The following is a 25,034-nucleotide window of genomic DNA, read 5'->3' as shown; positions in this document are numbered from 1 at the left end:
GAGCTCCGAGGGGATGGCCGTCAGACCACCGTCGCCCCCGCCACCGGCCCCGCCGCCGTCCGCACCGACCTGCACGTGCCGGACGCCCGCAGGGCCTCTGCCACCTTCTGAGCCGACTCGGTGTCCCGGGCGAGGAACGCCGTCGTAGGCCCGGAACCGGAGACCAGCGCGGCGAGTGCACCGGCACCCCGCCCCGCCTCCAGCGTGTCGGCCAGCTCCGGGAACAGGGACAGGGCCGCAGGCTGAAGGTCGTTGGACACGGCCGCGGCCAGCGCCTCCGCGTCCCCCTTCGCCAGCGCCTCCAGCAGTTCGGCCGAAGCCACCGGCTCCGGAACCTCCCGCCCCTGCGCCAGCCGGTCGAACTCGCGGAAGACCGCAGGCGTCGACAGCCCCCGCCCGGCCATCGCGAACACCCAGTGGAAGATGCCACCGACCTCCAGGGCCGTCAGCTGCTCACCACGGCCGACGCCGAGAGCGGCGCCCCCGACCAGGCTGAACGGCACATCGCTGCCCAGCTCGGCGCAGATCGCGAGCAGCTCGGCCCGGGAGGCACCCGCGCCCCACAGGGTGTTGCAGGCCAGCAGCGCGGCCGCGCCGTCCGCGCTGCCGCCCGCCATGCCGCCGGCGACCGGGATGTCCTTGGCGATGTGGAGGTGGACGTTCGGCTCGATGCCCCGGCGCCCGGCGAGCGCGATCGCGGCGCGCGCGGCGAGGTTGGTGCGGTCCAGGGGGACCTGGTCGGCGTCCGGGCCCTCGCAGGTGATTCGGAGTTCGTCCGCGGGGGTCACCGTCACCTCGTCGTAGAGGCCGACGGCGAGGAAGACGTTGGCGAGGTCGTGGAAGCCGTCGGGGCGGGCGGCGCCGACCGCGAGCTGGACGTTGACCTTGGCCGGTACCCGTACCGTGACACTCACGTGCCGCTCTCCTCGTGCTCGGTGGTCCCCGCGCCCTTGTGCTCGGCGATCCGCGCGAACTCCTCCACCGTCAGCGCCTCACCGCGCGCCTGCGGCGAGACACCGGCCGCGACCAGGGCGGCCTCGGCGGCGACGGCGGATCCGGCCCAGCCGGCCAGTGCCGCCCGCAGGGTCTTGCGGCGCTGCGCGAAGGCGGCGTCCACGACCGCGAAGACCTCCTTCTTGGAGGCCGTCGTCTTGAGCGGCTCGGTCCGGCGGACGAGGGAGACCAGCCCGCTGTCCACGTTCGGCGCGGGCCAGAAGACATTGCGGCCGATGGCCCCGGCCCGCTTGACCTCGGCGTACCAGTTGGCCTTCACCGACGGCACGCCGTACACCTTGTTGCCGGGCGCGGCGGCCAGCCGGTCGGCGACCTCGGACTGCACCATGACGAGGGTGCGCTCGATGCTCGGGAAGGTGTCGAGCATGTGCAGCAGGACGGGGACGGCGACGTTGTAGGGGAGGTTCGCCACCAGCGCCGTCGGCGGGGGGCCGGGCAACTCGGTGACGTGCATCGCGTCGGAGTGGACCAGCGCGAACCGGTCGGCGCGCGCCGGCATGCGCGCCCCGATGGTGGTGGGCAGGGCCGCGGCGAGTACGTCGTCGATCTCGACCGCGGTGACCCGGTCGGCGGCCTCCAGCAGCGCGAGGGTGAGGGAGCCGAGCCCCGGGCCGACCTCGACGACCACGTCGTCGGGGCGGACCTCGGCGGTGCGCACGATACGGCGGACCGTGTTGGCGTCGATCACGAAGTTCTGGCCGCGCTGCTTGGTGGGACGGACACCGAGCGCTGCCGCGAGCTCACGGATGTCGGCGGGGCCGAGGAGGGCGTCGGGGGTGGGGCTGCTCACGGGACAAGGGTACGGGGAGGTACGGGGCCGGCGGTGCCAGGTGCCGGTGCGCTGCGGTCCGGGGGGCGCGGGTGCCGCTTCCCCGCGCCGGCGGGGTGCCGCTGCGCCCCCGCCGTGCGCCTCGAAGCCGGCGGCACCGCGGCTCCCCGAGGGGCGCGGGGAACTGCGCGAGCGCCCCGCGCACCCGCATCGCGCGGACGACCCTCAGTGCCGCGGCGCGTCCCCGCATCCCCGCGTCCGCCGGGTCAGCCGTGCAGCCGCGCCCCGCAATGCGGCCAGGGCGTCGCCCCCCGGCGCACATACAGCTTCTTCGCGCGGAGGGTCTGCTCGGCCTCCGGTGCGTCCTGCGGGCGTCCGGTGCCGCCGAGGCTGTGCCATGTGCGCGCGTCGAACTGGTAGAGGCCGCCGTACGTCCCGGACGGGTCGACCGCGTTCGGGCGGCCGCCGGACTCGCAGGTGGCGAGACCGTGCCAGTTCAGGTGGTCGGCGCCGGCCACGGAGGGCGGCAGCGGCTTGGTGCCCACCTTCACGATCTGCTTGCGCGGCTTGCGCACCACCTCGGAGGTCTCCCGGCGCGGCTTCTCCCGGACCCCGTTGACGATGCGCAGCAGGTAGGTGTCGCGCCGCAGGCCGGGCTGCCCCGCCTGTACGACGACCTCGGTGCCCTTGAAGAGGGTGGGGTCCTCGGTGCGCTCGACCGCGAAGGGGATCTGTTCCTCGCGGACCTCCCGGGTGCCGCTGACCCGCAGCACGGTCACCGTCTGCCCGTCGCGCGGGAAGCTGTCGAGCGGCACGGAGGTGATGTCCTCGCCGTGCAGGCCGATCCCGGCCTCCCCGATGACCTCGCGGACGGTGGCGGCGTTGGTGCGGATGGTGCGGGTCCGGCCGTCGGCCATGATCGTGACGGCGCGCTCGGTGCGCACGTCGAGTGTGAGCCCGGCGCGTCCGATGCTCCGGGAGCGCGAGGTGGACAGGTACGCGCCCTCCGCGCGCACCCCCAGCTCGTCGAGCGCTCCTTCCACCGTGTGCGCCGTCGTCCACACCTCGTGCTGCCGGCCGTCCAGGGTGAGCCGGACGGGGCGCCCGTAGCGCACGGCGACCGTGTCACCGCTGGCGAGCGGCGTGCCGGGGGCGGGCGCGATCAGGTCGTGCGCTCCCACGGGTACGCGTTCCTCGGCGAGCAGCTCGCTGACGTCGTCGGCGAAGGTGTGCAGGGTGCGCTGCTTGCCCTCGACGGTCAGCTCGACCGCCTTGTCCTTGGCGACGAACGCGGTGGTGCCGCCGGCGAGGAAGGCCACGACCAGCGCCTGCGGCAGCAGGCGGCGCACGGCGGACTCCGGGCGCTCGGCGCAGCGCCCCTTGCGTCGGCGCGCGGCCCGCCCGCCCACGCCGGCGAGGGTCTCGGGTCCGCTCACCCCCGCGTCGTCCGGCGCGCCGCCCGCCCGCGGCGCGTACCCGGACTTGGGCACGCTCCCGGCCTGCTGTGCGCGCCCGCCCTGCCGGGGCAGCACCGGCTCGGTGACGAAGTACGCCTGGGCCTCGTAAGCGGGCCGGTAGGTGTCCTCGTACAGCCCGTACGGCTGGGTGTCCGCGGTGTACACGGAGGAGGCGCCGGGGCCGTACGGCTCGTACGGCCACCATGTCTCGAACGTCTCGTACTGCGACTTGCTCACGCCGACACGCTCCAGAGGTGCCAGAGGGGTCCGGATCGGGCCCCCAGAACCTAGCGGAGCGACCGTCACTCTCCAAAGCGACGCGACTACGTACTGTTGCCCGCCGAGTGCGTGCTCGCCACCCGGACACGGGAACGTGGCCCGCCGGTCGAACAGGGGGTCAGTAGCCGAAGGCGCGAGCGGTGTTGGCGGCGAGGGCCGTCGCCAGCGCGTCCTCGTCGATGCCGCGCACGGCGGCCATCGCGCGGACCGTGACCGGGACGAGGTACGGGGCGTTGGGCCGGCCCCGGTACGGCGCCGGGGTCAGGAAGGGCGCGTCGGTCTCCACGATGACCAGCTCCAGCGGGGCGACGGCGAGGGCGTCCCGGAGGTTCTGGGCGTTCTTGAAGGTGACGTTGCCGGCGAAGGACATGAAGTAGCCCTCGCGGGCGCAGATCTCCGCCATCTCGGCGTCGCCGGAGTAGCAGTGGAAGACGGTGCGCTCGGGGGCGCCCTCCTCCTTCAGGACGCGCAGGACGTCGGCGTGCGCGTCGCGGTCGTGGATGACGAGCGCCTTGCCGCGCCGCTTGGCGATCTCGATGTGGGCGCGGAAGGAGCGCTCCTGGGCGTCCTTGCCCTCGGGGCCCGTGCGGAAGTGGTCCAGGCCCGTCTCGCCGACGCCCTTGACCTGGGGCAGTCCGGCGAGCCGGTCGATCTCGGCGAGGGCCTCGTCCAGCGCCGCGTCGCCGCCCGGCTCCCGCGCGCCCTGTCGCGACCAGCCGTCGGGGTCGCCGTGGACGATGCGCGGGGCCTCGTTGGGGTGCAGGGCGACAGCGGCGTGGACGCTGTCGTACGCGGCCGCGGTCTCGGCGGCCCAGCGCGAGCCCTTGATGTCGCAGCCGACCTGGACGACCGTCGTGACCCCCACCGACGCGGCCTTCGCGAGGCCCTCCTCGACCGTGCCGGACTGCATGTCGAGGTGGGTGTGGGAGTCGGCGACCGGAACCCGCAGCGGCACCGGGAGCGGCGGTGCGGTGTTCTTGTCACCCTTGGCGTTCTGGCCGGCGTTCGAAGGCATGCCCCGATCCTACGAAAGGGGCGTGCCCGCGGCGGCCGGCGATCCGCTCAGCCGGCCTTGCGATGGAACGGGTGCAGGAGGTCGGACAGGTGCCAGTGGTGCGGTTCCCTGTCCGGCGCGGGCACCTGCGGCGCCTCGACCGGGCCCGCCTGCGGCACTCGGTGGTGCCGCTCCACGGCGCCGCGCACCGACGAGACCTGCCCCGCGCGCATGATCCGCACGACGTGACCGTCGCAGTTGTGGCAGCTGGGCCGGCTCAGCGGCGACGGCACGACCCGGCCGTCGGCCACGTAGAGCACGAACTCCTGCCCGTCGGCGTCCGTGTGGTGCTCTATCTCGTACGACTGCTCCCAGCCGTGCCCGCATCGCATGCAGGCGAAGGAATACGACTCGTGAACGACGGCTGTGGCCGTACCGCGGAGGCCGGAGTGCCCTGCGATCTCACTCATGCCAGCTCCTCTTAGTCCGCTGGACAGGCGCCCCGCAACGGGGCGCCTCTTCAACCAGTGGACTCTTCCGCCGACGCGAACGCAGCAGGGCTGTCGAGTGTTGGAGGCGATTTGGCAGTTCCTTGCAGAAACCGCCCTCTTCACCCCCGCTCGGCTTTGCTTTCGGCGACAGCCTTTTGCCCTCCCATGGGGCGCCCGCTCACCCGAGATCAGCCCTGCTCAGAGGGGGTTTCCACGGCGCCCCGACCGGACGCGTGGAATGGCGCGAGCAACCAGGAACGCCCCGCACCCCGCACCCCGCACCCCGCACCCCGCACCCCGCACCAAAGCGGAACCGCCGGCCTCCCCCGGTCGCACGCCGCTCACCCACCGGCGCGCTTGGCGGCGACCACCGCGTCGAAAACGACTCTCTTCGGCACCCCCGCCTCCACCGCGACCGCGGCGATCGCCTCCTTGCGCCGCTCACCGGCCTCCTCCCGCACCCGCACCCGGCGCACCAGTTCCTCCGCGTCGAGTTCCTCCGGCCCGGTCTCGGGGGCTCCCTCGACGACGACGGTGATCTCCCCGCGGACGCCCTCCGCCGCCCACCGCGCCAGCTCCGCCAGCGGACCGCGCCGTACCTCCTCGTACGTCTTGGTCAGCTCCCGGCACACGGCGGCCCGCCGCTCCGCGCCGAAGACCTCGGCCATCGCGGCGAGGGTGTCGTCGAGCCGGTGCGGGGCCTCGAAGTAGACGAGGGTGCGCCGCTCGCCCGCGACCTCCCGCAGCCGGGACAGCCGCTCGCCCGCCTTGCGCGGCAGGAAGCCCTCGAAGCAGAACCGGTCGACGGGCAGCCCGGACAGGGCGAGCGCGGTGAGCACGGCGGACGGCCCGGGCACGGCCGTGACCCGGATGTCCCGCTCCACGGCGGCCGCGACCAGCCGGTAGCCCGGGTCGGAGACCGACGGCATCCCGGCGTCGGTCACGAGCAGCACGCGCGCGCCGCCGAGCAGCTCCTCGACCAGCTCCGGTGTACGGGCGGACTCGTTGCCCTCGAAGTACGACAGCACGCGGCCCTTGGGTGTGACGCCGAGGGCCTGGGTGAGCCGGCGCAGCCGCCGGGTGTCCTCGGCGGCGACCACGTCGGCGCCGGCCAGCTCCTCGGCGAGCCGGGGCGGCGCGTCCGCGATGTCGCCGATGGGGGTACCTGCGAGGACAAGGGTTCCAGTCACACGACCATCCTCCCAGGAACCACTGACAGCCCTCCCGAAAGCCGACCGGTACCGCACATGCACGGGACTCGCACAGGACCGTTCCCTACGATGGCGCGGTGACCAGTACCGCGTCCTCCATGGACCTCCGGCAGGGCCAGGCGCCGCACGACCAGCGGCCGTCGTGGCAGCAGCGGCTGCGCCGATTCGGGTACGTACCGGCGGGGGACGCGCCCTCGGGCGACGTGCGCGACCGACTGGTGCCCCCGTACGCCGGGCCGAGCCCCCGGCTGTGGCAGGTGCTCGGCGTGCCGCCGGTCCTCGCCGAGCGGATCACCCGCTGGTCGGGCTGGGGCGGTCCGCTGCTGGTGACGCTGATGGCGGGCCTGATGCGGTTCTGGAACCTGGGCAGTCCGCGCGCGGTGATATTCGACGAGACGTACTACGCCAAGGACGCCTGGGCGCTCGTCCACCGCGGCTACGAGGTCAACTGGGACAAGAACGCCAACGACCTGGTGCTGCAGACGCACGGCCACCTGGCGATCCCGACGGACGCGGCGTACGTCGTGCATCCGCCGGTCGGCAAGTACGTCATCGGGCTCGGCGAGCTGATGTTCGGGTTCGACCCGTTCGGCTGGCGGTTCATGACCGCGCTGCTGGGCACCCTCTCCGTCCTGCTGCTGTGCCGGATCGGGCGCCGGATGTTCCGCTCGACGTTCCTCGGCTGCCTCGCGGGCGCGCTGATGGCGGTGGACGGCCTGCACTTCGTGATGAGCCGGACCTCGCTGCTCGACGGGGTGCTGATGTTCTTCGTGCTGGCCGCGTTCGGCTGTCTGGTCATCGACCGGGACCGGTCGCGGGAGAGGCTGGCCGCCGCGCTGCCGGCCGGCCCGGACGGCCGGGTCCGCCCGCACGCGCGCGTGGCCGACACGTTCCGTTTCGGTCTGCGCCCCTGGCGCTGGGCGGCCGGGCTGATGCTGGGCCTGGCCATCGGGACGAAGTGGAACGGCCTGTACATCCTGGCTGCGTTCTGCGTCATGGCGGTGCTGTGGGACGTCGGCGCCCGCAGGACCGCGGGCGCCCTGCACCCGTACGCGGCGGCCCTGAAGTACGACACGGGCATCGCCTTCCTGGCGACGGTCCCGGTGGCGATCGTCGTCTACCTGGCCTCCTGGACCGGCTGGATCCTCTCCCCGGCCAACGGCAGCGGCGGCTACTTCCGCAACTGGGCGGCCACCGACGGCAAGGGCGGCAGCTGGACGTTCCTGCCGGACTGGCTGCGCAGCCTGTGGCACTACGAGCACGAGGTGTACGAGTTCCACGTCGGCCTGACGTCCCCGCACACCTACCAGTCCAACCCGTGGAGCTGGATCGTGCTGGGCCGCCCGGTGTCGTACTTCTACGAGTCGCCGAATCCCGGTGCGGACGGCTGCCCCGCGGACGCCGGCCAGAAGTGCGCCCGCGAGGTGCTGGCGATCGGCACACCGCTGCTGTGGTGGGCGGCCTGCTTCGCGATCCTGTACGTGCTGTGGCGCTGGGCGTTCCGCCGGGACTGGCGTGCGGGTGCGGTCGCGTGCGGGATCGCGGCCGGCTATCTGCCGTGGTTCCTGTACCAGGAGCGGACGATCTTCCTGTTCTACGCGGTCGTCTTCGTGCCGTTCCTGTGCCTGGCGGTGGCGATGATGATCGGCGCGATCGTCGGCCCGCCGGGGTCCTCCGACACCCGCCGGGTGATCGGCGCGTCGGCGGCGGGCGTCCTGGTGCTGCTGATCGCCTGGAACTTCATCTACTTCTGGCCGCTGTACACCGGCACCGCGATCCCGATCGACTCCTGGCGGTCGCGGATGTGGCTGGACACGTGGGTGTGAGCCGCGGTGGCGGTGGGGGCGTTCCGGTCGGATTGTCGCAACCCTGCTACGGATCGGCCGCCGACATCACCCTCTGAGGTGGGGACTTTAAGGTGAGTGCCGTCGTTGGGGAGTGTGAGGGCTACGGGGAGCCTGGGGAACGTACGGAGGATCTGAGGCTGTGGGCAAGAGAAGGCGCGTCGCCGAGCGACGGAAGACGACCAGTCCCGCCGTGCTCGGCGGGATGATCGCCCTGGTCGTCGGCGGCGCCGGGGTCGGTGTCTACGCGCTGTACGACGGCGGTGCCGCGGCCGACGAGCGCTCGTCCGCCACGGCCGGCCACAAGACGGTCAAGACCGGCCCGCTCAGCGCCGCCGAGGTCCACGCGGCCTCCACCCGCTTCCTCACCGCCTGGCAGCAGGGCAGGCCCACCGAGGCGGCCGCCGCCACCGACGACGCCTCCGCCGCCGCCAAGCTGCTCACCGGCTACGCCAAGGACGCGCATCTGAAGGACGTCACGCTGACGCCGGGCGCGGCCAAGGGCGCCAAGGTGCCGTTCTCCGTCAAGGCGACGGTGTCGTACAAGAACCTGAGCAAGCCGCTGGCCTACGACAGCTCGTTCACGGTGGTGCGGCGGCCCAGCGACGGCAGGCCGGTGGTCGACTGGCACTCGGCCGTCGTCCACCCGGACCTGAAGGACGGCGACACCCTCGTCACCGGCGAGTCCGGCACCCCGCCGATCAAGGCGCTGGACCGTGACGGCGGCGAGCTGACGACCGCCACGTACCCGTCACTGGGCTCGGTGCTGGACGGGCTGCGGGAGAAGTACGGCAAGACGGCGGGCGGCAAGGCGGGCGTCGAGCTGCGGGTGGTGCGCGGCGCGGCGTCGCAGAAGGCCGAGCTGTCCGACAAGACGCTCGCGGAACTGAGCAAGGGCACGCCGGGCACGGTGAAGACGACGCTGAGCCCGACCCTGCAGGCGGCGGCCGAGAAGCAGGTCGGCAAGCGGGCGCAGGCGTCCGTGGTGGTCGTACGGCCCTCGACCGGGGAGATCCTCGCGGTCGCCAACAGCGGGCACGGCTTCAACGTCGCTTTCCAGGGCTCCCTGGCGCCCGGTTCCACGATGAAGATCGTGACGTCGACGATGCTCTTCGAGAAGAAGCTCGTCACCCCGGGCGCATCGCACCCGTGCCCCAAGACGTACAAACTGGCCGGCTGGACGTTCCACAACGACGGCGACTCCGAGATCAAGAAGGGCACGTTCAAGCAGAGCTTCGGAGCCTCCTGCAACAACGCCTTCATCAACTTCGCGCCGAAGCTGTCGGACAGCGACCTGACGAAGGAGGCCCAGCAGGTCTACGGCCTCGGCATGAACAACTGGGCCATCGGCGTCCCCTCGTTCGACGGCTCCGTCCCGGTGCAGAGCGGCGCGCAGATGGGCGCCTCGCTGATCGGGCAGGGCGGCGTGCGCATGAACCCGCTGAACATGGCGTCCGTGGCGGCGACGGTCGAGGCGGGTGTCTTCCGTCAGCCGTACCTGGTGTCCCCCGAGGTGGACCACCGCACGCTGGCGAAGGCCGCGCGCACCATGTCGTCGGCCACGCAGTCCCAGCTGAAGGACGTCATGCGGTTCACGGCGGACTACGGCACGGCCGCCAAGGCGATGGCGGGCATGAGCGGGGACTACGGCGCGAAGACGGGCTCCGCGGAGGTCGACGGGCAGAAGAAGCCGAACGGCTGGTTCACCGCCTTCAAGGGCGACCTCGCCGCCGCGGGCGTGGTCCAGGCGGGCGGCCACGGCGGCGACACGGCCGGGCCGATCGTGGCGTCGCTGCTGAAGACGGGCGGCTGATCAGGTCCGTACGGGCTCCGCGGTGTAGGTGCGGCGCAGGAATCTGAGCAGCGCCTTCGAGTCGAACTGGACCACCTCGACACCGTGGTCGGAGTGGAACTCGACGACGGCCTGGACACGCCCGCACGGCCACACCCGCACCGCGCCGCTCTCGGCCGGTACCCGCAGGCCCCGTTCCAGCAGTGCGCGGGAGAACGTCCATTCGTGCGGTCCCGGCAGGTCGACCCGGACCGAGCGTGGATCGCTGTCGGGGTCGTACCGCAACACCACCGGTACGGCCCCCGGGTCCTCCTCGTCCGTGACGATATGGGCGCGCGCGTACTGCTCGACCACAGACATCGTATCGCCCTCTCACGCTGAGTGACCAAAGTGAAAACTTTGCATCCGCTTTCTCTCCAATGTCGCACATTTTCCGGTTCCCGCCCGCTGGGGCGGGCCGTCCCGCGGAACGCTCGCAGGAACGACTGGCTCTTGCAACTGGTTCGCAACAAGGGCCTAAGATCGTCCGGTGCATGTTCCTGACGGATTCATCGACGCCCCCGCATCCGCCGTCACCGCGGTGGTCGCCGCCGGCGCCCTCGCGGTGAGCCTGCGCGGCGCCCGCCGTGAACTCGACGAGCGGACGGCCCCGCTGGCCGGCCTGGTTGCGGCGTTCATCTTCGCCGTACAGATGCTCAACTTCCCCGTCGCGGCCGGAACAAGCGGACACCTGCTGGGCGGGGCCCTCGCGGCGATCCTGGTCGGCCCGTACACCGGCGTGCTCTGCGTGTCCGTGGTGCTGCTCATGCAGGGCGTGCTGTTCGCGGACGGCGGGCTCACCGCGCTCGGCGTGAACATCACCGACATGGCGATCACCACGACGGTCGTGTCGTACGCCGCCTTCCGCGCGCTGCTCGCGGTCCTGCCCCGCAAGCGGCGCTCGGTGACCGTCGCCTCCTTCGTCGCCGCGCTGGTGTCCGTACCGGCCGCCGCGGTCGTCTTCACACTCCTGTACGCGGTCGGCGGGACGACCGACGTCTCCCTCGGCAAGGTCGCGACCGCGATGATCGGCGTCCATGTCCTGATCGGCATCGGCGAGGCCGTCATCACCGCGCTCACGGTGAGCGCCGTGATCGCCGTGCGCCCGGATCTCGTGCACGGCGCGCGCGGCCTGCGCCGGCGGCTCAAGTTGCGCGTGGACGGCGCGCTCGTGGATGCGCCGGCGCCCGCCCTGGCGCGCACGGCGCCCGTGGCGGCGCGCACCTCGCGGCGCACGCTGTGGGCAACGGGCCTGGTCACCTCCCTCGTCCTCGCCGGATTCGTCAGCTTCTACGCCTCCGCGAACCCCGACGGCCTGGAGAAGGTCGCGCACGACAAGGGGATCGACAAGAAGGAGGAGAAACACGCCGCCGACGGCTCCCCGCTCGCCGGCTACGGCGTCAAAAACGTCTCGAACGCCCGCCTGTCCGGCGGGCTCGCGGGCGTGATCGGCGTCGGCGTCACGGTCGTGGCGGGCAGCACGGTGTTCTGGGCGCTGCGCCGGCGCCGGGCCGAGGACGCCTCCCCCGTCGGCACGGGGCTGTGACTTGGGAGCCGGACACGCGCACCGGCTGTACCGGCACGGGCACTCGCCGGTGCACGGCCTGCCGCCGCACACCAAGCTCGCCGCCGCCTTCCTGTTCGTGGTGGTCGTCGTGTCCACCCCGCGCGAGGCGATGTGGGCGTTCGCGGTGTACGCCGTCCTGCTCGCCGGCGTCGCCCGCCACGCGCGCGTACCGGCCGTCTTCCTGCTCAAGCGGCTGCTGATCGAGGTGCCGTTCGTGGCGTTCGCGGTGCTCATGCCGTTCGTGGCGGAGGGCGAGCGGGTGCATGCGCTCGGCCTCTCGCTGAGCGTGAACGGCCTGTGGGGCGCCTGGAACGTGCTCGCCAAGGGCACGCTCGGCGTCGCCGCCTCCGTCCTGCTGGCCGCCACCACCGAGCTGCGCGAACTGCTGCTGGGCCTGCAACGGCTGAGGCTCCCACCGCTGCTGGTCCAGATCGCCTCCTTCATGATCCGCTACGGCGACGTCATCACCGACGAGATGCGCCGGATGCGGATCGCCCGTGAGTCGCGCGGTTTCGAGGCCAGGGGCGTACGGCACTGGGGCGTGCTCGCCAAGTCCGCCGGCGCGCTGTTCATCCGCTCCTACGAGCGCGGGGAGCGCGTGCACCTGGCCATGGTGAGCCGCGGATACGCCGGGTCCATGCCGGTCGTCGACGAGGTGACCGCGTCCGGCGCGCAGTGGCGGCACGCTCTGGCACTCCCCTGCGCCGCCGTTGTCGTCTGTCTGCTGGGATGGATCCTGTGAGTACTGCTTCCCTGGAGGTCTCCGGCCTCGCCTTCGCCTACCCCGACGGCCACCAGGCCCTGTTCGGCGTCGACTTCACGATCGCGCGCGGCGAGCGGGTCGCGCTGCTCGGCCCGAACGGCGCCGGCAAGACCACCCTGGTGCTCCACCTCAACGGCATCCTGGGCGGCGGCACCGGCACGGTGACCGTGGCCGGGCTGCCCGTCGGCAGGCAGCACATGGCCGCCGTCCGGCAGAAGGTCGGCATCGTCTTCCAGGACCCGGACGACCAGTTGTTCATGCCGACCGTGCGGGAGGACGTGGCGTTCGGGCCGGCCGCCGCCGGGATCAAGGGGGCCGCGCTTCAGGAGCGGGTGCGCACGGCCCTGGAGCGGGTCGGCATGCAGGACTTCGCCGACCGTCCGCCGCACCACCTGTCCTTCGGCCAGCGCCGGCGCGTGGCCGTGGCCACCGTGCTCGCCATGGAGCCGGAGATCCTCGTCCTCGACGAGCCGTCCTCCAACCTGGACCCGGCCTCCCGCCGGGAACTCGCGGACATCCTGCGTTCCCTGGACGTCACCGTCCTCATGGTCACCCACGACCTTCCCTACGCCCTGGAGCTGTGCCCGCGCTCCCTCGTCCTCAGCGACGGTGTGATCGCGGCCGACGGCCCGACCGCAGGGCTGCTCTGTGACGAGGCGCTGATGCGGGCGCACCGCCTGGAGCTGCCGTTCGGCTTCGATCCGACGTCCGTGACAATGGGCGCGTGACGCGTCAAGAGGACCGAGACGACCAAGGGGCCGCCGGGTCGCCGCTGCTGGACGACCAGCTGTGTTTCGCGCTGTACGCCGCGCAGCGCGCCGTGACCGCCGCGTACCGTCCACTTCTGGACGACCTCGGCCTCACCTATCCGCAGTACCTCGTGCTGCTGGCGCTGTGGGAGCGCGGCGAGACCAGCGTGAAGGAACTGGCGCGCGCCCTGCGTCTGGACTACGGGACCGTCTCGCCGTTGCTCAAGCGGCTGGAGGGGGCGGGTCTGGTGCGCAGGGAGCGCGCGGCCGACGACGAGCGCTCGGTGCTCGTCGCGTGCACGGGGCGCGGAGAGCAGCTCAGGGAGCGCGCGGCGCGCGTACCCGGCGCACTCCTGACGACCACGGGCCTCGGCGCGCAGGAGATCGCGCGGTTGCGCGAGGAGTTGTGGAAGCTCACCGAGCGCGCCGACGCGGCGGCCGGCCGACGCTGATCCCGCCGAGCACCCCGCGCCGATCCCGCCCTGCGCCCCGCGCCGGATCCCGCGTTACCCGCGGTTGCCACCCCCGAGTGCGCCCCGCCGACCTACCGGCCAGTACCTTGTGCACGATGTACTTGTGCGCCACTTGTTCCGGGGGAGGCCGGCCATGACCGAGGACACCGCTGTCGACACCCGTCCGACGAAGATCATGTACGTCGCCGAGGCCACCGCCCACGGCGGTCGCGACGGCTATGTCACCAGCCAGGACGGCCGGATCGAGCTCAAGGTCGCGATGCCTGCGGAGCTCGGCGGCGACGGCAACGGCACCAACCCGGAACAGCTCTTCGCGGCCGGCTACAGCTCCTGCTTCCACAACGCGCTGATCCTCGTCGGCAACCGCGCGGGCTACGACCTGACCGGCTCCACGGTGGCCGCCAAGGTCGGCATCGGCCCGAACCGGCACCGCGGCTACGGCCTCGCGGTCGCCCTCAGCGTCTCCCTGCCGGTCCTCGACCCCGACCTGGCGGCCCGGCTGGTGGACGCGGCGCACGAGGTGTGCCCGTACTCCAACGCGACGCGCGGCAACATCGACGTAACGATCCTGCTGGGCTGATCCCACCGAGGAATCACAGGCACGCGGCGCGCGTTGCTCCCCCTGTCGCAGGCGATGGGGCAGTGATCGAAAGGATGGCGGGCGTGGACGTGAACGGCGCAGTGGCCGAGGGCTTCGAGCCGGTCAGGGAGGCGTTCGCAGCGAACTTCGCGCTGCTCGGGGAACGCGGCGCGGCCGTCGCCGTGTACCGCGACGGGCACAAGGTCGTCGACCTGTGGGCCGGCACCAGGGACGTGGACGGCACGGCCGCCTGGGAGCCCGGAACCGCGCAGATCGTGCGCTCCGCCACCAAGGGCGTCGTCGCCGCCGCCCTCCTGCTCCTGCACCAGCGCGGCGAACTCGACCTGGACGCCCCGGTCGGCGCGTACTGGCCCGAGTACAAGGCGGCCGGCAAGGAGCACACCCTCGTCCGGCATCTGCTCGCGCACCGCGCCGGCGTGCCCGTGCTGGACCGCCCGCTGACCCCCGCCGAGGCCGCCGATCCCGACCTGGGCGCCGCGGCGGTCGCCGCGCAGGCGCCGGTGTGGGAGCCGGGCGCGGCCCACGGCTACCACGCCCAGACCTACAGCTGGCTCACCGGCGAACTGGTCCGGCGGATCACCGGCCGCCCGGTCGGCGCGTGGATGGCGGACGAGATCGCCCGGCCCGTCGGCGCCGACCTGTGGCTGGGCCTGCCGGAGTCGGAGCACGCGCGCGTGGGGCGCGTCGGCCCGGTCGAGGCGCCGGAGGCCGTGGGCGGTCTGAAGACCCGCCCCAAGCGCGCGGTGGCCGAGGCCTACGCCGACCCGGACTCGCTGACCCGGCGCGCGTTCGCCGCGATCACGCCGCTCCCCGACGAGAACGATCCCGCCTACCGCGCGGCCGCCCTGCCCGCGTCCAACGGCATCGCCACCGCCGACGGACTGGCCCGCTTCTACGCCTCGCTCATCGGCGAGGTCGACGGCGGCACCCGGCTGTTCACCCCGCACACCATGGAACTGGCCCGTGCCGAGCAGTCCGCCGGACCGGACCGGGTCCTGGTGGTCGGCACCCGGTTCGGCCTCGGCCACATGCTGCACGGCGCGGCGTCCCCGCTGCTCTCCCCCGGGTCGTTCGGCCACCCGGGCCGGGGCGGCGCCCTGGCCTTCGCCGACCCGGAGACCGGCATCGCCTTCGGCTATGTCACCAACGGTTTCAGGAAGAGTGTGACGGCGGACCCGCGGGCGCAGGCGCTGGTACGGGCGGTACGCACGGCGCTCGTGCGGGGCGGTACGCACGGCGCCCCGCAGGGCCCTGTCACACGTTGATCGTGTGCGAGGTCCGTCCGGACTCCGCGTCGATCTCGTCGTGGGCCTTGGTCAGCAGGTGCATGGCGAGTTCGTTGAGGGCACGTGCGCCTGCTATCTCCTCGCCGACCCTGGGCTGGTTGGAGTCGACTCGGTGGCGGGTGGCATGACCGTGTGCCCGCACCTCGGTACCGTCGGGCAAGCGCACCAGCGCCACCGCCTTGGTGTGCTGATCGTCCTCCATGAACTCCAGCTCGACATGCCATCCGACAGCGGTGTGCATCATGACGATCACCTCCGGGAACAGCTGCTTCCAGCTGTCTCCAGGGTGCTCCCGTGAGCGGGGAACGTCACCTCGGCCGGACGGCCGCGCCTTCCTGCCCGGACGCGTCGAAGCTGGCGAAGTACGCGGCGGCCATGTCCTCGTCCGCGTGGCCCAGGGCGGCGGCACGGGCGAACCGTTCCGCGGTCGCGGCGGCGACGTCCAGCCGTACGCCGCCGCGCTCGCCGGCCTGGACGATGAGACGGGCGTCCTTCTCGGCGGTGGCCACCGCGAACGACGCCGGGGACAGCTTGCCGTCGAGGACCAGGGCGCTCTTGGCCCGCAGGTAGCCCATGTCGAGCGGGCCGCCCTCGATGAGGTCGAAGAAGTCCTGCGGATCCACGCCGAGGGCCCGGGAGAGGGCGAGGACCTCACCGGCGGCGGCGGTCGCGGCGAGCACCCAGCTGTTGGCGACCAGCTTCAGCCGGCTGGCGCTGCCGGTGCCGCCGTCGGTGCCCGTCCACAGGGTCTTCGCGCCGACCGCGTCGAAGACGGGCCCGACCGCCGCCCGCCCCTCCTCGGGCCCTGCGGCCAGCACGGTCAGCTGCCCCGCCTCGGCCGGCTGCTTGGTCCCGAGGACGGGAGCGTCGTAGAAGACGAGTCCGTGGTCGCGGGCGAAGGCCGCCAGTTCGGTGATCAGCTCGGTTCCGGCGGTGGTGCACTGCGCCCACGCCGTGCCGGGGCGCAGTGCCGGCGCGGCCTCGCGCATGACGTCGAGGACGGTGTGGCCGTCGTACAGCATCGTCAGGACGACGTCGGCGCCCTCGACGGCCTCGGCGGGGGTGCCGGCGATCCGTGCGCCGTCGGCGGCGAGCGGCTCGGCCTTCTCGCGTGTGCGGTTCCACGCGCGCACCCCCAGCCCCGCCCGGCACAGGTTCCGGGCCATCGCGGCCCCCATGATGCCGGTGCCCAGCACGCTGACGGTCGGCTTGTCGGTCATGACGGCTCCCTGTCGTTCCTGTCGCTGCCCCCGCTCCTCAGTACAGGGCTACCCGTGGTGCGGGGCCACCCGCCTACCCGGCGTGCATCATCAACCCGATGCCCACCACCAGCAGCCCGGCCGCCGCGATCCTGGGGGCCCCGAACCGCTCCTTGAAGAACACCGCGCCGATCGCGGCCCCGACGATGATCGAGGACTCGCGCAGGGCGGCGATCGGCGCGAGTTCGGCGCGGGTCTGGGCCCACAGGACCAGGGCGTACGCGGTGACGGACAGGGCCGCGCCGAGGAGGCCGAGGGTGGCGTACGGCCGGAGGAGCCGGGCGGTGCCGGCACGCGCGCGTGCGTACATGCAGCCGGGAATGACGACTCCCTGGATGGCCATCAGCCAGGCGATGTATCCGAGCGGCGCGTGCGCCGCGCGTACCCCGAGGCCGTCGATCACCGTGTACACCGCGATCGTCAGCCCGGTCGCGAAGGCCGCGCCGATCGCCGCCCAGTCGGGCCGGCGTCCGCGCAGCCCCCACAGGCTGACGCCCATGAGCCCCACGCAGGACACGGCGATCCCGGCCAGCGCCCAGGCCCCGGGCACCTCGTGCGCGAAGACGGCGGCCAGCACGGTGACCACCAGCGGGGCGCTGCCGCGCGCGATGGGGTACGCCTGTCCGAAGTCACCGAGCCGGAAGGAGGTCATCAGCAGGGCGTAGTAGACGCTGTGCACGACCGCCGAGGTCAGCAGGTACGGCCAGGCGGGCCCCGCCGGGAAGGCGACGAACGGCGCGATCGCGAGCCCGATGAGCAGCCCGCCGCCGGAGATCAGGGTGAATCCGACCAGCTTGTCGGTGATGCGGTGCGCGATGGCGTTCCAGCTGGCGTGGGTCACCGCGGCGACCAGGACGGCGGCCGCGACGAGCGGCGTCACGCGGTCTGCTCGCGCCCGTCCACCAGGCCGGCGCCGGCATGGGCCACGAGCGCCTCCGGCCCGGCCGGGAAGACGGCGTGCGGGATGCCGGCCGCCGCCCGCACCCCGTGGTGCGCGAGCGGCGAGCGGCCGGCGAGGACACGCGTGCGCGTGCGGTGACCGCAGGGCGGCACGTCACCGATGGCGTACCCGGTGGTCGCGCGCACGACGCCGGCGCGGGCCCGGCCGGCCTCCCCGGCACCCGGTTCCTCCGGCACCCGTTCCCCGTCCACGCGTGAGGCACCGCCCCCCAGCACCGGCATGGGAACGCCGTCGGCGGCGAAGACCGGCGACGTACGGATCCGGCCCGCCTCGCGCCCGATCGCGGCGGCGGCCCCGGCGGCGGTCCGGGTGGTCTCGGGGAACCGCCGGGTCCGCGCGAGGACGTCGTCCGGCCCGAGCGCACGCGTCGCTTCGGCGAACCCGGGGCGGGCTCCGGACTGTCCGGTGTCGGTGGCGGTCGTCGTCATGCACGGCACGCTACGGCATCGTCGCGGCCGCACTCACGGGTTTTCACCGGCCACCGGGCTCGACTGCGGTCATCCGACGGCCGTGTGATGACCTGACAGGTAAGGGAGAAGGCGACGCCGAGGGCGAAGGGCGACACCCTCGACGAGCTGTCGGTCGCCGTCGCATCCGAGCGGGGGTACCTCCACCAGGCCGGCGCCCCGGGCGTCTGCCCGGGGTTCCGCGTGCGGAGGGCCGGTTCGGGACGTTCGTGAGCGGGGCCCTCACAAGGAGAACCGGCCGGTGAGGGCGGTCCCGTTCCCACGGAACCCTCACCGGCCGGTCGCCGCCGGCCGGAAGCGGTACGTCAGACCCGTACCAGCTCCCTCTCCCCGTCGGGGTCGGCGTCCTTGCGTTCCCCGGCCGTGCGCAGGCCCTCGCCCTCGACGTCGACGTTGGGCAGCGCGCGGTCGAGCCACTTCGGCAGCCACCAGGCGCGCTTGCCGAGCAGCGCGAGCACCGCCGGGACGATGGCCATGCGGACGATGAACGCGTCGAAGAAGACGGCGATCGCGAGGCCGAAGCCGATCATCTTGACCATCGACTCGGTGGAGCCGATGAAGCCGGAGAAGACGGCGATCATGATGACGGCGGCGGCCGTGACGACCCGCGCCCCGTACTTGAATCCGGTGACCACGGCCTGGCTGGGCGTCTCGCCGTGGACGAACGCCTCCCGCATCCGGGTCACGAGGAAGACCTCGTAGTCCATCGCGAGGCCGAAGACGACGCCCACCATGAAGATCGGCATCATCGACATGACCGGTCCGGTCTGCTCGACGTTCATCAGGCCCGACAGCCAGCCCCACTGGAAGACCGCGACCACGGCGCCGAGCGCCGCGAGCACGCTGAGCAGGAAGCCGAGCGCCGCCTTCAGCGGGACGAGGACCGAGCGGAACACCACGATCAGCAGCAGGAAGGCCAGGCCGACGACCAGGGCGAGGTAGGGCAGGAGCGCGTCGTTCAGCTTCTGCGAGACGTCGATGTTCATCGCCGTCGAGCCGGTGACCAGCACCTTGGAGCCGGTCTTCTCGGTGATGCCCGCACCCTTGTCGCGGATCGCGTGCACCAGGTCCTCGGTCGTGTGCGAGGACGGCTTCGACCCCGGTACGACGGTGATCGTCGCGGTGTCGCCGGCCTTGTTGGCCACGGCCGGGGTGACCGTGACGACGTCCTTCAGGCCCTTGATCTCGTCGCCGACCTCGGTGAAGGCGGCCTTGGGCCGGGCGCTGTCCTTGGCGTCGACCACGACCATCAGGGGGCCGTTGAAGCCCGGCCCGAAGCCCTCGGAGAGCAGGTCGTAGGCGCGGCGCTGGGTGGTGGAGGCGGGCTGGGAGCCGTCGTCGGGCAGGCCCAGTTCCAGGGAGGCGGCCGGGATCGCCGCCGCGCCGAGGCCGATCACGCCGAGCAGGAGGACGGCGACCGGGCGCCGTACGACGAAGCTCGCCCAGCGGGTGCCCATGTTGGGGCGGCCGGGCTTCTTCGGGGTGCGGCCGCCTCCGAGCAGCTTGCTCTTCTGGCCGGCCGGCTTGACCTTGCGGCCCGCGTAGCCGAGCAGGGCCGGGATCAGCGTCAGCGCGATGAGGACGGCGATGGCGACCGTGCCCGCCGCCGCGATGCCCATCTTGGTCAGCATCGGGATGTTGACGACCGACAGGCCGACCAGGGCGATGACGACGGTGAGGCCGGCGAAGACCACCGCCGAGCCCGCCGTGCCGACGGCGCGTCCGGCGGCCTCCTCGCGTTCGCGGCCCTCGGCCAGTTCGGCGCGGTAGCGGGAGACGATGAACAGGGCGTAGTCGATGCCGACGGCCAGGCCGATCATGGACGCCAGGGTGGAGGTCGTGGAGCCGAGATCCAGGGCGCTGGCGAGCGCGGTGATCGTGGAGACGCCGATGCCGACGCCGATGATGGCGGTGAGCAGGGGGAATCCGGCCGCGAGCAGGGAACCGAAGGTGATGACGAGGACGACGGCGGCGATCCCGATGCCGATGACCTCGCTGGAGCCGGTCTCGGGAGCCGCGCTGAGCGCGTCACCGCCGATCTCGACGGTCAGCCCGGCGTCCCGCGCGTGCTGCGCGGCCTTCTTCAGGGCGTCCTTGGAGGAGTCCTCCAGCTCCATGCCGGAGACGTGGTACTTCACCGAGGCGTAGGCGATCGTGCCGTTCTTGCTGACGGCGTGCCCGGTGTAGGGGTCGGCGACGGAGGCGACCTCGGAGCCGCGCTGCAGCTCCTTCACCGTCTTCTCGACGGTCGCCCTGTTGTCGTGGCCGGTGATCTTCTCGCCGCCGGGCGCCTTGAAGACGACCCGCGCGGTGGCGCCGTCGGCGCTCATGCCGGGGAAGCGCTGTTCCAGCAGGTCGAAGGCCTTCTGTGCCTCGGTGCCGGGGATGGAGAAGGAGGTGTTGCCGGCGGCCGGAGCGGAGGCGGCGCCCACCCCGGCGAGGGTGAGCAGCGCGACCCATATGAGGGCGACGAAGTGGCGTCGCCGGAAGGCGAGCCGGCCGAGTTTGTAGAGGAACGTGGCCATGGAGGCGTACTCCCGGTCAGGTCGTGGGGTTCATCAGGGCAGGGGTGATCAGCCCGACGACGTGAGCGGTGACGTCAGGTGGTGGGCTTGCTGGGGAGAGGGTTCAGCTGGTGGGAACGCCGAGGGCGGGGAGGACCACGGCGTCGATGTACGAAGTGAGGAAGGCCTGCGTCGGCGGCAGCTCGTCGAGCATCGCGCGGGCGGCGAACCCGCCGAGCATCATGTGCATCACGTAGTCGATCGCCGGGTTGTCCGCACGGACCTCGCCCCGGTCGATCGCGCGCTGCAGCACCCGTCGGAACTCCGCCATCTCGGGCTCGATGAGATGGTCCCGGAACGCCCGCAGGAGGTCCGGGTTGCTGTGGACGGCCATGGCCAGACCCCGCATCAGCGCGGCGTTCTGCTCCATCTCGCAGTCGTCCGAAGCCAGCGTGAGGGCGTGCAGATCGCCCCTGAGCGACCCGGTGTCGACCGACGCCGCGGCGGCACCCGGCTTGTTGTGCCGCACCGCCTTCGCCACCAGCTCGGCCTTGCCGCCCCACTGGCGGTAGAGCGTGGCCTTGCTGGACCGGGTGCGGGCGGCGACGGCGTCCATGGTCAGGGCGTCGTAGCCGACCTCCCGGAGGAGGTCGAGCACGGCCTCGTACAACTCGGCCTCGCGCTCGGGCGTGATCCGGCTGCGACGCCCGGGTGCGGGGACCGGCTCCACCGGAGCGGCGGACGCCGCGCCTTGTGCCGCGACCTCGCTCATGCCACTCACCTTCCGCTCCGCGGCCTTCTTCTTCGTCACCATGACGATACCCCGAATCGCATTCGAAACGAAACGGTTTCGTACGTGCCTTGGGTCACGAACGTGAAGGGCGCATAAGTTGCTGTGCCCCCGTACGCGGAAAAGCATGGGGAGGTGAGCTATCTGCGCTTCCCCCACCTCAGCGGCGACCTGCTGTGCTTCGTGGCCGAGGACGACCTGTGGCTGGCCCCCCTCGACACCCCCGGCCGGGCCTGGCGGCTCACGGTGGACCGTACGAAGGACGGGCACCCGCGTTTCTCGCCCGACGGCCGCCACATCGCGTACACGAACTGGCGCAGCCTCGTACCCGAGATCCACCTCGTGAGCGTCGACGGCGGCCCCGCGCGGCAGCTGACGTACTGGGGCAGCACCGACACACAGGTCTGCGGATGGACACCCCCCGACGAGGACGGCAACACCGACATCCTGGCCGTCGCCTCCCACGGCGAGCCCTTCTCCTACTTCACCTGGGCCTACAAGGTGACCACCGACGGCGACCCGGGCCGCAAGCTGCCCTGGGGCCCGGTCTCCGACATCCAGGTCGCCGACATCGACGGACAGCACAAGACCCTGCTGCTCACCGGCACCCCGCCGCACGAACCGGCCTCCTGGAAGCGCTACCGCGGCGGCGCCACGGGCCGCCTCTGGCTGCACGGACAACGCCTCCTGCCCGACATCGGCGGCCACCTGGCCTCCCCCATGTTCGTCGCCGGCCGGATCGCCTTCCTCTCCGACCACGAGGGCGTCGGCAACCTGTACTCCTGCGCCCACGACGGCACCGACCTGCGCCGCCACACCGACCACGACGCCTTCTACGCCCGGCACGCCTCCAGCGACGGCAGCCGGGTGGTCTACCAGTGCGCGGGCGACCTGTGGCTGGTGGACGACTTCTCCCCGGACGCCGTACCGCGCAAGCTGGACATCCGCCTCAGCGGGCCGGCCACCGGGCGCCGCCGCTACCAGGTGCCGGCCGCGCAGCACGTCGACGGCATCTCCGTGGACGACACCGGCCGGGCCAGCGCCGTCGTCGTACGCGGCAGCCTGTACTGGCTCACCCACCGCGACGGCCCCGCCCGTACGATCACCGACACGCCCGGGGTGCGGGTACGGCTACCGGAGATGCTCGGCACGACCGGCCAGGTGGCGTATGTGACGGACGCCGAGGGCGAGGACGCCGTCGAGATCGCCCAGCTCCCCCGCGCGACCGGCGACCGCGCCCCCCGCCGGCTCGCCTCCGGAGCCCTGGGCCGGGTCCTGGAGATGGTCTCCGACCCGCTGGGCGAACGACTGGCGACCGCTTCACACGACGGACGGTTGCTGCTGATCGACGTGGGGGAGGAGGGCGGGGAGGTCGAGGACGCCGGAGAGGCCGAGGACAGCGGGGAGGCCGAGGGCAGCGGGGAGGTCCAGGACAGCGGGAAGGCCGAGGACAGCGGGGAGGTCGATGAGGGCGAGGGTGGCGGTCGGGGCGCCGAATCCGCAGCGAGTGCCGATGAACAGGGCGCCGAATCCGAAGCGGGCTCCCAGGAACGAGGCTCCGAAGAACGAGGCCCCGAACGCGAAGCAGGCACCGGCGGACAGGGCGCCGTAACCGCAGCAGCTGCCGGCGAGCGGGGCGCCGGAGCCGCGGAAGCCGCCGGAGGCCGGGTCACCGAGCTGATCCATTCCCTCAACGGCCCCGTCCGCGACCTCGCCTTCTCGCCGGACGGCGCCTGGCTCACCTGGTCCCACCCGGGCATCGGCCGCTCCCTGCGCCAGATCAAGCTGGCCCGTATCAAGGACCGGCTGATCGTGGACGTGACCAACGGCCGTTTCGAGGACGAGAACCCCGTCTTCACCCGCGACGGCCGCTATCTCGCCTTCCTCTCCTGGCGCGGCTTCGACCCGGTCTACGACGTCCACACCGGCGACCTGTCCTTCCCGCTCGGCTGCCGCCCGTACCTCGTCCCGCTGAACTCGGCGACGCCCTCCCCCTTCGCCCTGAACCCCGAGGGCCGTCCGGCGGCCGGCGGACTCGACCCGCTCGAGGACGAGGACACCGGCGAGGCCGGCACGGTGACCGTGGAGGTGGAGGGCCTGGCGATGCGGGTCACGCCGTTCCCGGTGATCGCCTCCAAGTACTCCGGGCTGTCCCCGGTCGCCGGCGGCGGACTGGTCTGGCTGCGCTGGCCGATCTCCGGCGCGCTCGGCGAGACCTTCGTCAACCCCTCCGACATCAGCGGCCGCCCGACCCTGGAGTACTTCAACATCACCAAGGCGAAGAAGTCCGAACTGGTCGACCACCTGGACTGGTTCGCGGTCAGCGGCGACGGCACCCGCCTGGTCGTCGTCGACGAGGGCGACCTGCGCGCGGTCCCCTCCACGGAGCTGGGCGACAGCGACACGACCGTCTGGATCGACCTGCGCCGCCTCCTGCACGCGGCCGACCCGCCCGCCGAGTGGCGTCAGGCCTACGACGAGGCGGGACGGATCATCCGCGCCTACTTCTGGGACCCGGGCATGAGCGGCATCGACTGGGACGCGGTGCTCGACCAGTACCGTCCCCTCGTCGAACGGATCGCCTCCCCCGACGAGTTCGCCGATCTCCTGCGGGAGGTCCTCGGCGAACTGGGCACCTCGCACGCCTACGTCACCGCCGCCCGCCGCAACGAGGGCCCGCCCCACTACCAGCGCTGGCAGGGCCTCCTCGGCGCCAACTTCGCTCACCGCGAGGAGGGTTGGATCGTCAAACGCATCCTGCCCGGCGACTCCTCCGACTCCAGGGCCCGCTCACCGCTGGCCGGCACCGGCATCCGCGAGGGCGCGATCCTCACCCACGTCGACGGCCGCCCGGTCGATCCGGTGACCGGCCCGTATCCGCTGCTCGCCGGTTCCGGTGGTACGACCGTGGAGCTGACGTTCGCCCAGGCGGACGGCGAGGGACACGCCCGCCGGGTCGCCGTCGTCCCGCTCGTCGACGAACGGCCGCTGCGCTACCAGGACTGGGTCGCCAAACGCCGCGACGTCGTCCGGGAGCTGAGCGGCGGCAAGTGCGGCTACCTGCACATCCCCGACATGGGCGGCTCCGGCTGGGCCCAGTTCAACCGCGACCTGCGCATGGAGGTGTCCCGGCCGGCCCTGATCGTGGACGTGCGCGGCAACGCGGGCGGGCACATCAGCGAACTCGTCATAGAGAAGCTGACCCGGACCATCCTGGGCTGGGACCTGACGAGGGACGCGCAACCGGTGTCGTACACCTCGAACGCCCCGCGGGGCCCCGTGGTGGCCCTCGCCGACGAGGCGACCTCGTCGGACGGCGACATGATCACGGCCGCCTTCAAGCTGCTGAAGCTCGGCCCGGTGGTCGGGCAGCGCACCTGGGGCGGTGTGGTCGGCATGACCGGCCGCCACCGGCTGGGCGACGGCACGGTCATCACCGTGCCGATGAACGCGGCCTGGTTCGACGCCTACGGCTGGTCCGTGGAGAACCACGGCGTCGCCCCCGACCTGGAGATCATGCGCACCCCCCTGGACTGGGCGGAGGGCCGCCACGCCCAGCTGGACGACGCGGTCCAACTGGCCCTGGAACTCCTGGAGTCCAACCCGGCGGCCCTTCCCCCCGACTACAGCGAGGCCCCCGACCGCTCCCGCCCCAAGCTCCCCCCGCGCCCGACGTCCTAGCCGCCGCCCTGAACGCAAACGTGGGGCACCCTCCGCGGAGAAG

Annotated in this window: 22 protein-coding genes; 9 read left to right on the top strand and 13 right to left on the bottom strand. The window is 72.6% G+C overall.

Annotation, left to right across the window (positions count from 1 at the left end; genetic code table 11):
- Nucleotides 1-20: 20 nt before the first annotated feature.
- The 6 genes from ACWC94_RS02300 to rsmI form a co-directional block, all read right to left on the bottom strand.
- Nucleotides 21-914, bottom strand: a complete 894-nt coding sequence (locus tag ACWC94_RS02300) for a 4-(cytidine 5'-diphospho)-2-C-methyl-D-erythritol kinase (RefSeq protein WP_450794450.1) — start codon at nucleotides 912-914, stop codon at nucleotides 21-23.
- Nucleotides 911-1,804 carry a 16S rRNA (adenine(1518)-N(6)/adenine(1519)-N(6))-dimethyltransferase RsmA gene (gene rsmA, locus ACWC94_RS02295; protein WP_450794449.1) on the bottom strand — a complete coding sequence of 298 codons (894 nt, stop codon included), beginning with the start codon at nucleotides 1,802-1,804 and terminating at the stop codon, nucleotides 911-913. Before rsmA ends, ACWC94_RS02300 begins: the two co-directional genes overlap by 4 nt.
- A 245-nt stretch (nucleotides 1,805-2,049) precedes the next feature.
- Nucleotides 2,050-3,477, bottom strand: coding sequence for a ubiquitin-like domain-containing protein (locus ACWC94_RS02290; RefSeq protein ID WP_450794448.1), 1,428 nt, complete (start codon nucleotides 3,475-3,477; stop codon nucleotides 2,050-2,052).
- A 160-nt stretch (nucleotides 3,478-3,637) separates the two neighbouring features.
- Entirely contained in the window at nucleotides 3,638-4,534 is an 897-nt protein-coding gene (locus ACWC94_RS02285) for a TatD family hydrolase (protein WP_450794447.1), read from the bottom strand.
- Between the two features lie 47 nt (nucleotides 4,535-4,581).
- Nucleotides 4,582-4,983 carry a hypothetical protein gene (locus ACWC94_RS02280; protein ID WP_450794446.1) on the bottom strand — a complete coding sequence of 134 codons (402 nt, stop codon included), beginning with the start codon at nucleotides 4,981-4,983 and terminating at the stop codon, nucleotides 4,582-4,584.
- Nucleotides 4,984-5,345: 362 nt separating this feature from the next.
- Nucleotides 5,346-6,194, bottom strand: a complete 849-nt coding sequence (rsmI, locus tag ACWC94_RS02275) for a 16S rRNA (cytidine(1402)-2'-O)-methyltransferase (protein ID WP_450794445.1) — start codon at nucleotides 6,192-6,194, stop codon at nucleotides 5,346-5,348.
- Between the two features lie 98 nt (nucleotides 6,195-6,292).
- Here rsmI and ACWC94_RS02270 point away from each other — a divergent pair, with 98 nt between their 5' ends.
- Together ACWC94_RS02270 and ACWC94_RS02265 are read left to right on the top strand one after the other, a co-directional pair.
- Entirely contained in the window at nucleotides 6,293-8,041 is a 1,749-nt protein-coding gene (locus tag ACWC94_RS02270) for a dolichyl-phosphate-mannose--protein mannosyltransferase (RefSeq protein ID WP_450794444.1), read from the top strand.
- A 160-nt stretch (nucleotides 8,042-8,201) separates the two neighbouring features.
- A complete protein-coding gene (locus ACWC94_RS02265; protein ID WP_450794443.1) occupies nucleotides 8,202-9,872 on the top strand; it encodes a penicillin-binding transpeptidase domain-containing protein in 1,671 nt (556 codons plus the stop codon).
- Here the strand turns inward: ACWC94_RS02265 and ACWC94_RS02260 are convergent, their stop codons facing one another.
- Nucleotides 9,873-10,211: an SsgA family sporulation/cell division regulator gene (locus tag ACWC94_RS02260; RefSeq protein WP_450794442.1), complete on the bottom strand. Its 339-nt coding sequence runs from the start codon at nucleotides 10,209-10,211 to the stop codon at nucleotides 9,873-9,875.
- Between the two features lie 169 nt (nucleotides 10,212-10,380).
- Between ACWC94_RS02260 and ACWC94_RS02255 the strand changes: the two genes are divergently transcribed.
- From ACWC94_RS02255 to ACWC94_RS02230, 6 genes are all read left to right on the top strand, one after another.
- Entirely contained in the window at nucleotides 10,381-11,436 is a 1,056-nt protein-coding gene (locus ACWC94_RS02255; protein WP_450794441.1) for an energy-coupling factor ABC transporter permease, read from the top strand.
- 1 nt (nucleotide 11,437) lies between these two features.
- Nucleotides 11,438-12,199, top strand: coding sequence for a cobalt ECF transporter T component CbiQ (gene cbiQ / locus ACWC94_RS02250; protein ID WP_450794440.1), 762 nt, complete (start codon nucleotides 11,438-11,440; stop codon nucleotides 12,197-12,199).
- Nucleotides 12,187-12,948 (top strand): energy-coupling factor ABC transporter ATP-binding protein, encoded by a 762-nt coding sequence (locus ACWC94_RS02245; protein WP_450794439.1) that lies wholly within the window; start codon nucleotides 12,187-12,189, stop codon nucleotides 12,946-12,948. The genes cbiQ and ACWC94_RS02245 overlap by 13 nt, the downstream gene beginning before the upstream one ends.
- Nucleotides 12,945-13,421 carry a MarR family winged helix-turn-helix transcriptional regulator gene (locus tag ACWC94_RS02240; protein WP_450794438.1) on the top strand — a complete coding sequence of 159 codons (477 nt, stop codon included), beginning with the start codon at nucleotides 12,945-12,947 and terminating at the stop codon, nucleotides 13,419-13,421. The genes ACWC94_RS02245 and ACWC94_RS02240 overlap by 4 nt, the downstream gene beginning before the upstream one ends.
- A gap of 154 nt (nucleotides 13,422-13,575) precedes the next feature.
- Entirely contained in the window at nucleotides 13,576-14,022 is a 447-nt protein-coding gene (locus tag ACWC94_RS02235; RefSeq protein WP_450794437.1) for an organic hydroperoxide resistance protein, read from the top strand.
- An 83-nt stretch (nucleotides 14,023-14,105) separates the two neighbouring features.
- Complete coding sequence (locus ACWC94_RS02230; protein WP_450794436.1) at nucleotides 14,106-15,308, top strand: serine hydrolase domain-containing protein; 1,203 nt, start codon at nucleotides 14,106-14,108, stop codon at nucleotides 15,306-15,308.
- On the opposite strand, the gene ACWC94_RS02225 is transcribed toward ACWC94_RS02230, so the two are convergent.
- The 6 genes from ACWC94_RS02225 to ACWC94_RS02200 form a co-directional block, all read right to left on the bottom strand.
- Complete coding sequence (locus ACWC94_RS02225) at nucleotides 15,298-15,573, bottom strand: DUF1876 domain-containing protein (protein WP_450794435.1); 276 nt, start codon at nucleotides 15,571-15,573, stop codon at nucleotides 15,298-15,300. The genes ACWC94_RS02230 and ACWC94_RS02225 overlap by 11 nt on opposite strands.
- A 64-nt stretch (nucleotides 15,574-15,637) precedes the next feature.
- On the bottom strand, nucleotides 15,638-16,549 hold the full coding sequence (locus tag ACWC94_RS02220; RefSeq protein WP_450794434.1) for an NAD(P)-dependent oxidoreductase: 912 nt from the start codon (nucleotides 16,547-16,549) through the stop codon (nucleotides 15,638-15,640).
- A gap of 73 nt (nucleotides 16,550-16,622) precedes the next feature.
- Nucleotides 16,623-17,468, bottom strand: coding sequence for an EamA family transporter (locus ACWC94_RS02215; RefSeq protein WP_450794433.1), 846 nt, complete (start codon nucleotides 17,466-17,468; stop codon nucleotides 16,623-16,625).
- Nucleotides 17,465-17,977 carry a YbaK/EbsC family protein gene (locus ACWC94_RS02210; protein WP_450794432.1) on the bottom strand — a complete coding sequence of 171 codons (513 nt, stop codon included), beginning with the start codon at nucleotides 17,975-17,977 and terminating at the stop codon, nucleotides 17,465-17,467. The genes ACWC94_RS02215 and ACWC94_RS02210 overlap by 4 nt, the downstream gene beginning before the upstream one ends.
- A gap of 344 nt (nucleotides 17,978-18,321) precedes the next feature.
- Nucleotides 18,322-20,541, bottom strand: coding sequence for an MMPL family transporter (locus tag ACWC94_RS02205; protein ID WP_450794431.1), 2,220 nt, complete (start codon nucleotides 20,539-20,541; stop codon nucleotides 18,322-18,324).
- A 103-nt stretch (nucleotides 20,542-20,644) separates the two neighbouring features.
- Nucleotides 20,645-21,292, bottom strand: a complete 648-nt coding sequence (locus ACWC94_RS02200; RefSeq protein WP_450794430.1) for a TetR/AcrR family transcriptional regulator — start codon at nucleotides 21,290-21,292, stop codon at nucleotides 20,645-20,647.
- Between the two features lie 153 nt (nucleotides 21,293-21,445).
- Between ACWC94_RS02200 and ACWC94_RS02195 the strand changes: the two genes are divergently transcribed.
- Nucleotides 21,446-24,991 carry a S41 family peptidase gene (locus ACWC94_RS02195; RefSeq protein ID WP_450794429.1) on the top strand — a complete coding sequence of 1,182 codons (3,546 nt, stop codon included), beginning with the start codon at nucleotides 21,446-21,448 and terminating at the stop codon, nucleotides 24,989-24,991.
- Nucleotides 24,992-25,034: the final 43 nt, after the last annotated feature.

Source organism: Streptomyces sp. NPDC001135 (assembly GCF_053598395.1).
Note: the sequence above shows the minus strand (reverse complement) of the source record. Positions and strands in the feature narration are given on the sequence as shown.

Coding starts and splice junctions, on each gene's coding strand:
- ACWC94_RS02285 (WP_450794447.1), bottom strand. CDS start 4,534: ATGCCTTCGAACGCCGGCCAGAACGCCAAGGGTGACAAGAACACCGCA.
- ACWC94_RS02280 (WP_450794446.1), bottom strand. CDS start 4,983: ATGAGTGAGATCGCAGGGCACTCCGGCCTCCGCGGTACGGCCACAGCC.
- ACWC94_RS02260 (WP_450794442.1), bottom strand. CDS start 10,211: ATGTCTGTGGTCGAGCAGTACGCGCGCGCCCATATCGTCACGGACGAG.
- ACWC94_RS02245 (WP_450794439.1), top strand. CDS start 12,187: ATGGATCCTGTGAGTACTGCTTCCCTGGAGGTCTCCGGCCTCGCCTTC.
- ACWC94_RS02235 (WP_450794437.1), top strand. CDS start 13,576: ATGACCGAGGACACCGCTGTCGACACCCGTCCGACGAAGATCATGTAC.
- ACWC94_RS02225 (WP_450794435.1), bottom strand. CDS start 15,573: ATGATGCACACCGCTGTCGGATGGCATGTCGAGCTGGAGTTCATGGAG.
- ACWC94_RS02220 (WP_450794434.1), bottom strand. CDS start 16,549: ATGACCGACAAGCCGACCGTCAGCGTGCTGGGCACCGGCATCATGGGG.
- ACWC94_RS02210 (WP_450794432.1), bottom strand. CDS start 17,977: ATGACGACGACCGCCACCGACACCGGACAGTCCGGAGCCCGCCCCGGG.
- ACWC94_RS02205 (WP_450794431.1), bottom strand. CDS start 20,541: ATGGCCACGTTCCTCTACAAACTCGGCCGGCTCGCCTTCCGGCGACGC.
- ACWC94_RS02200 (WP_450794430.1), bottom strand. CDS start 21,292: ATGAGCGAGGTCGCGGCACAAGGCGCGGCGTCCGCCGCTCCGGTGGAG.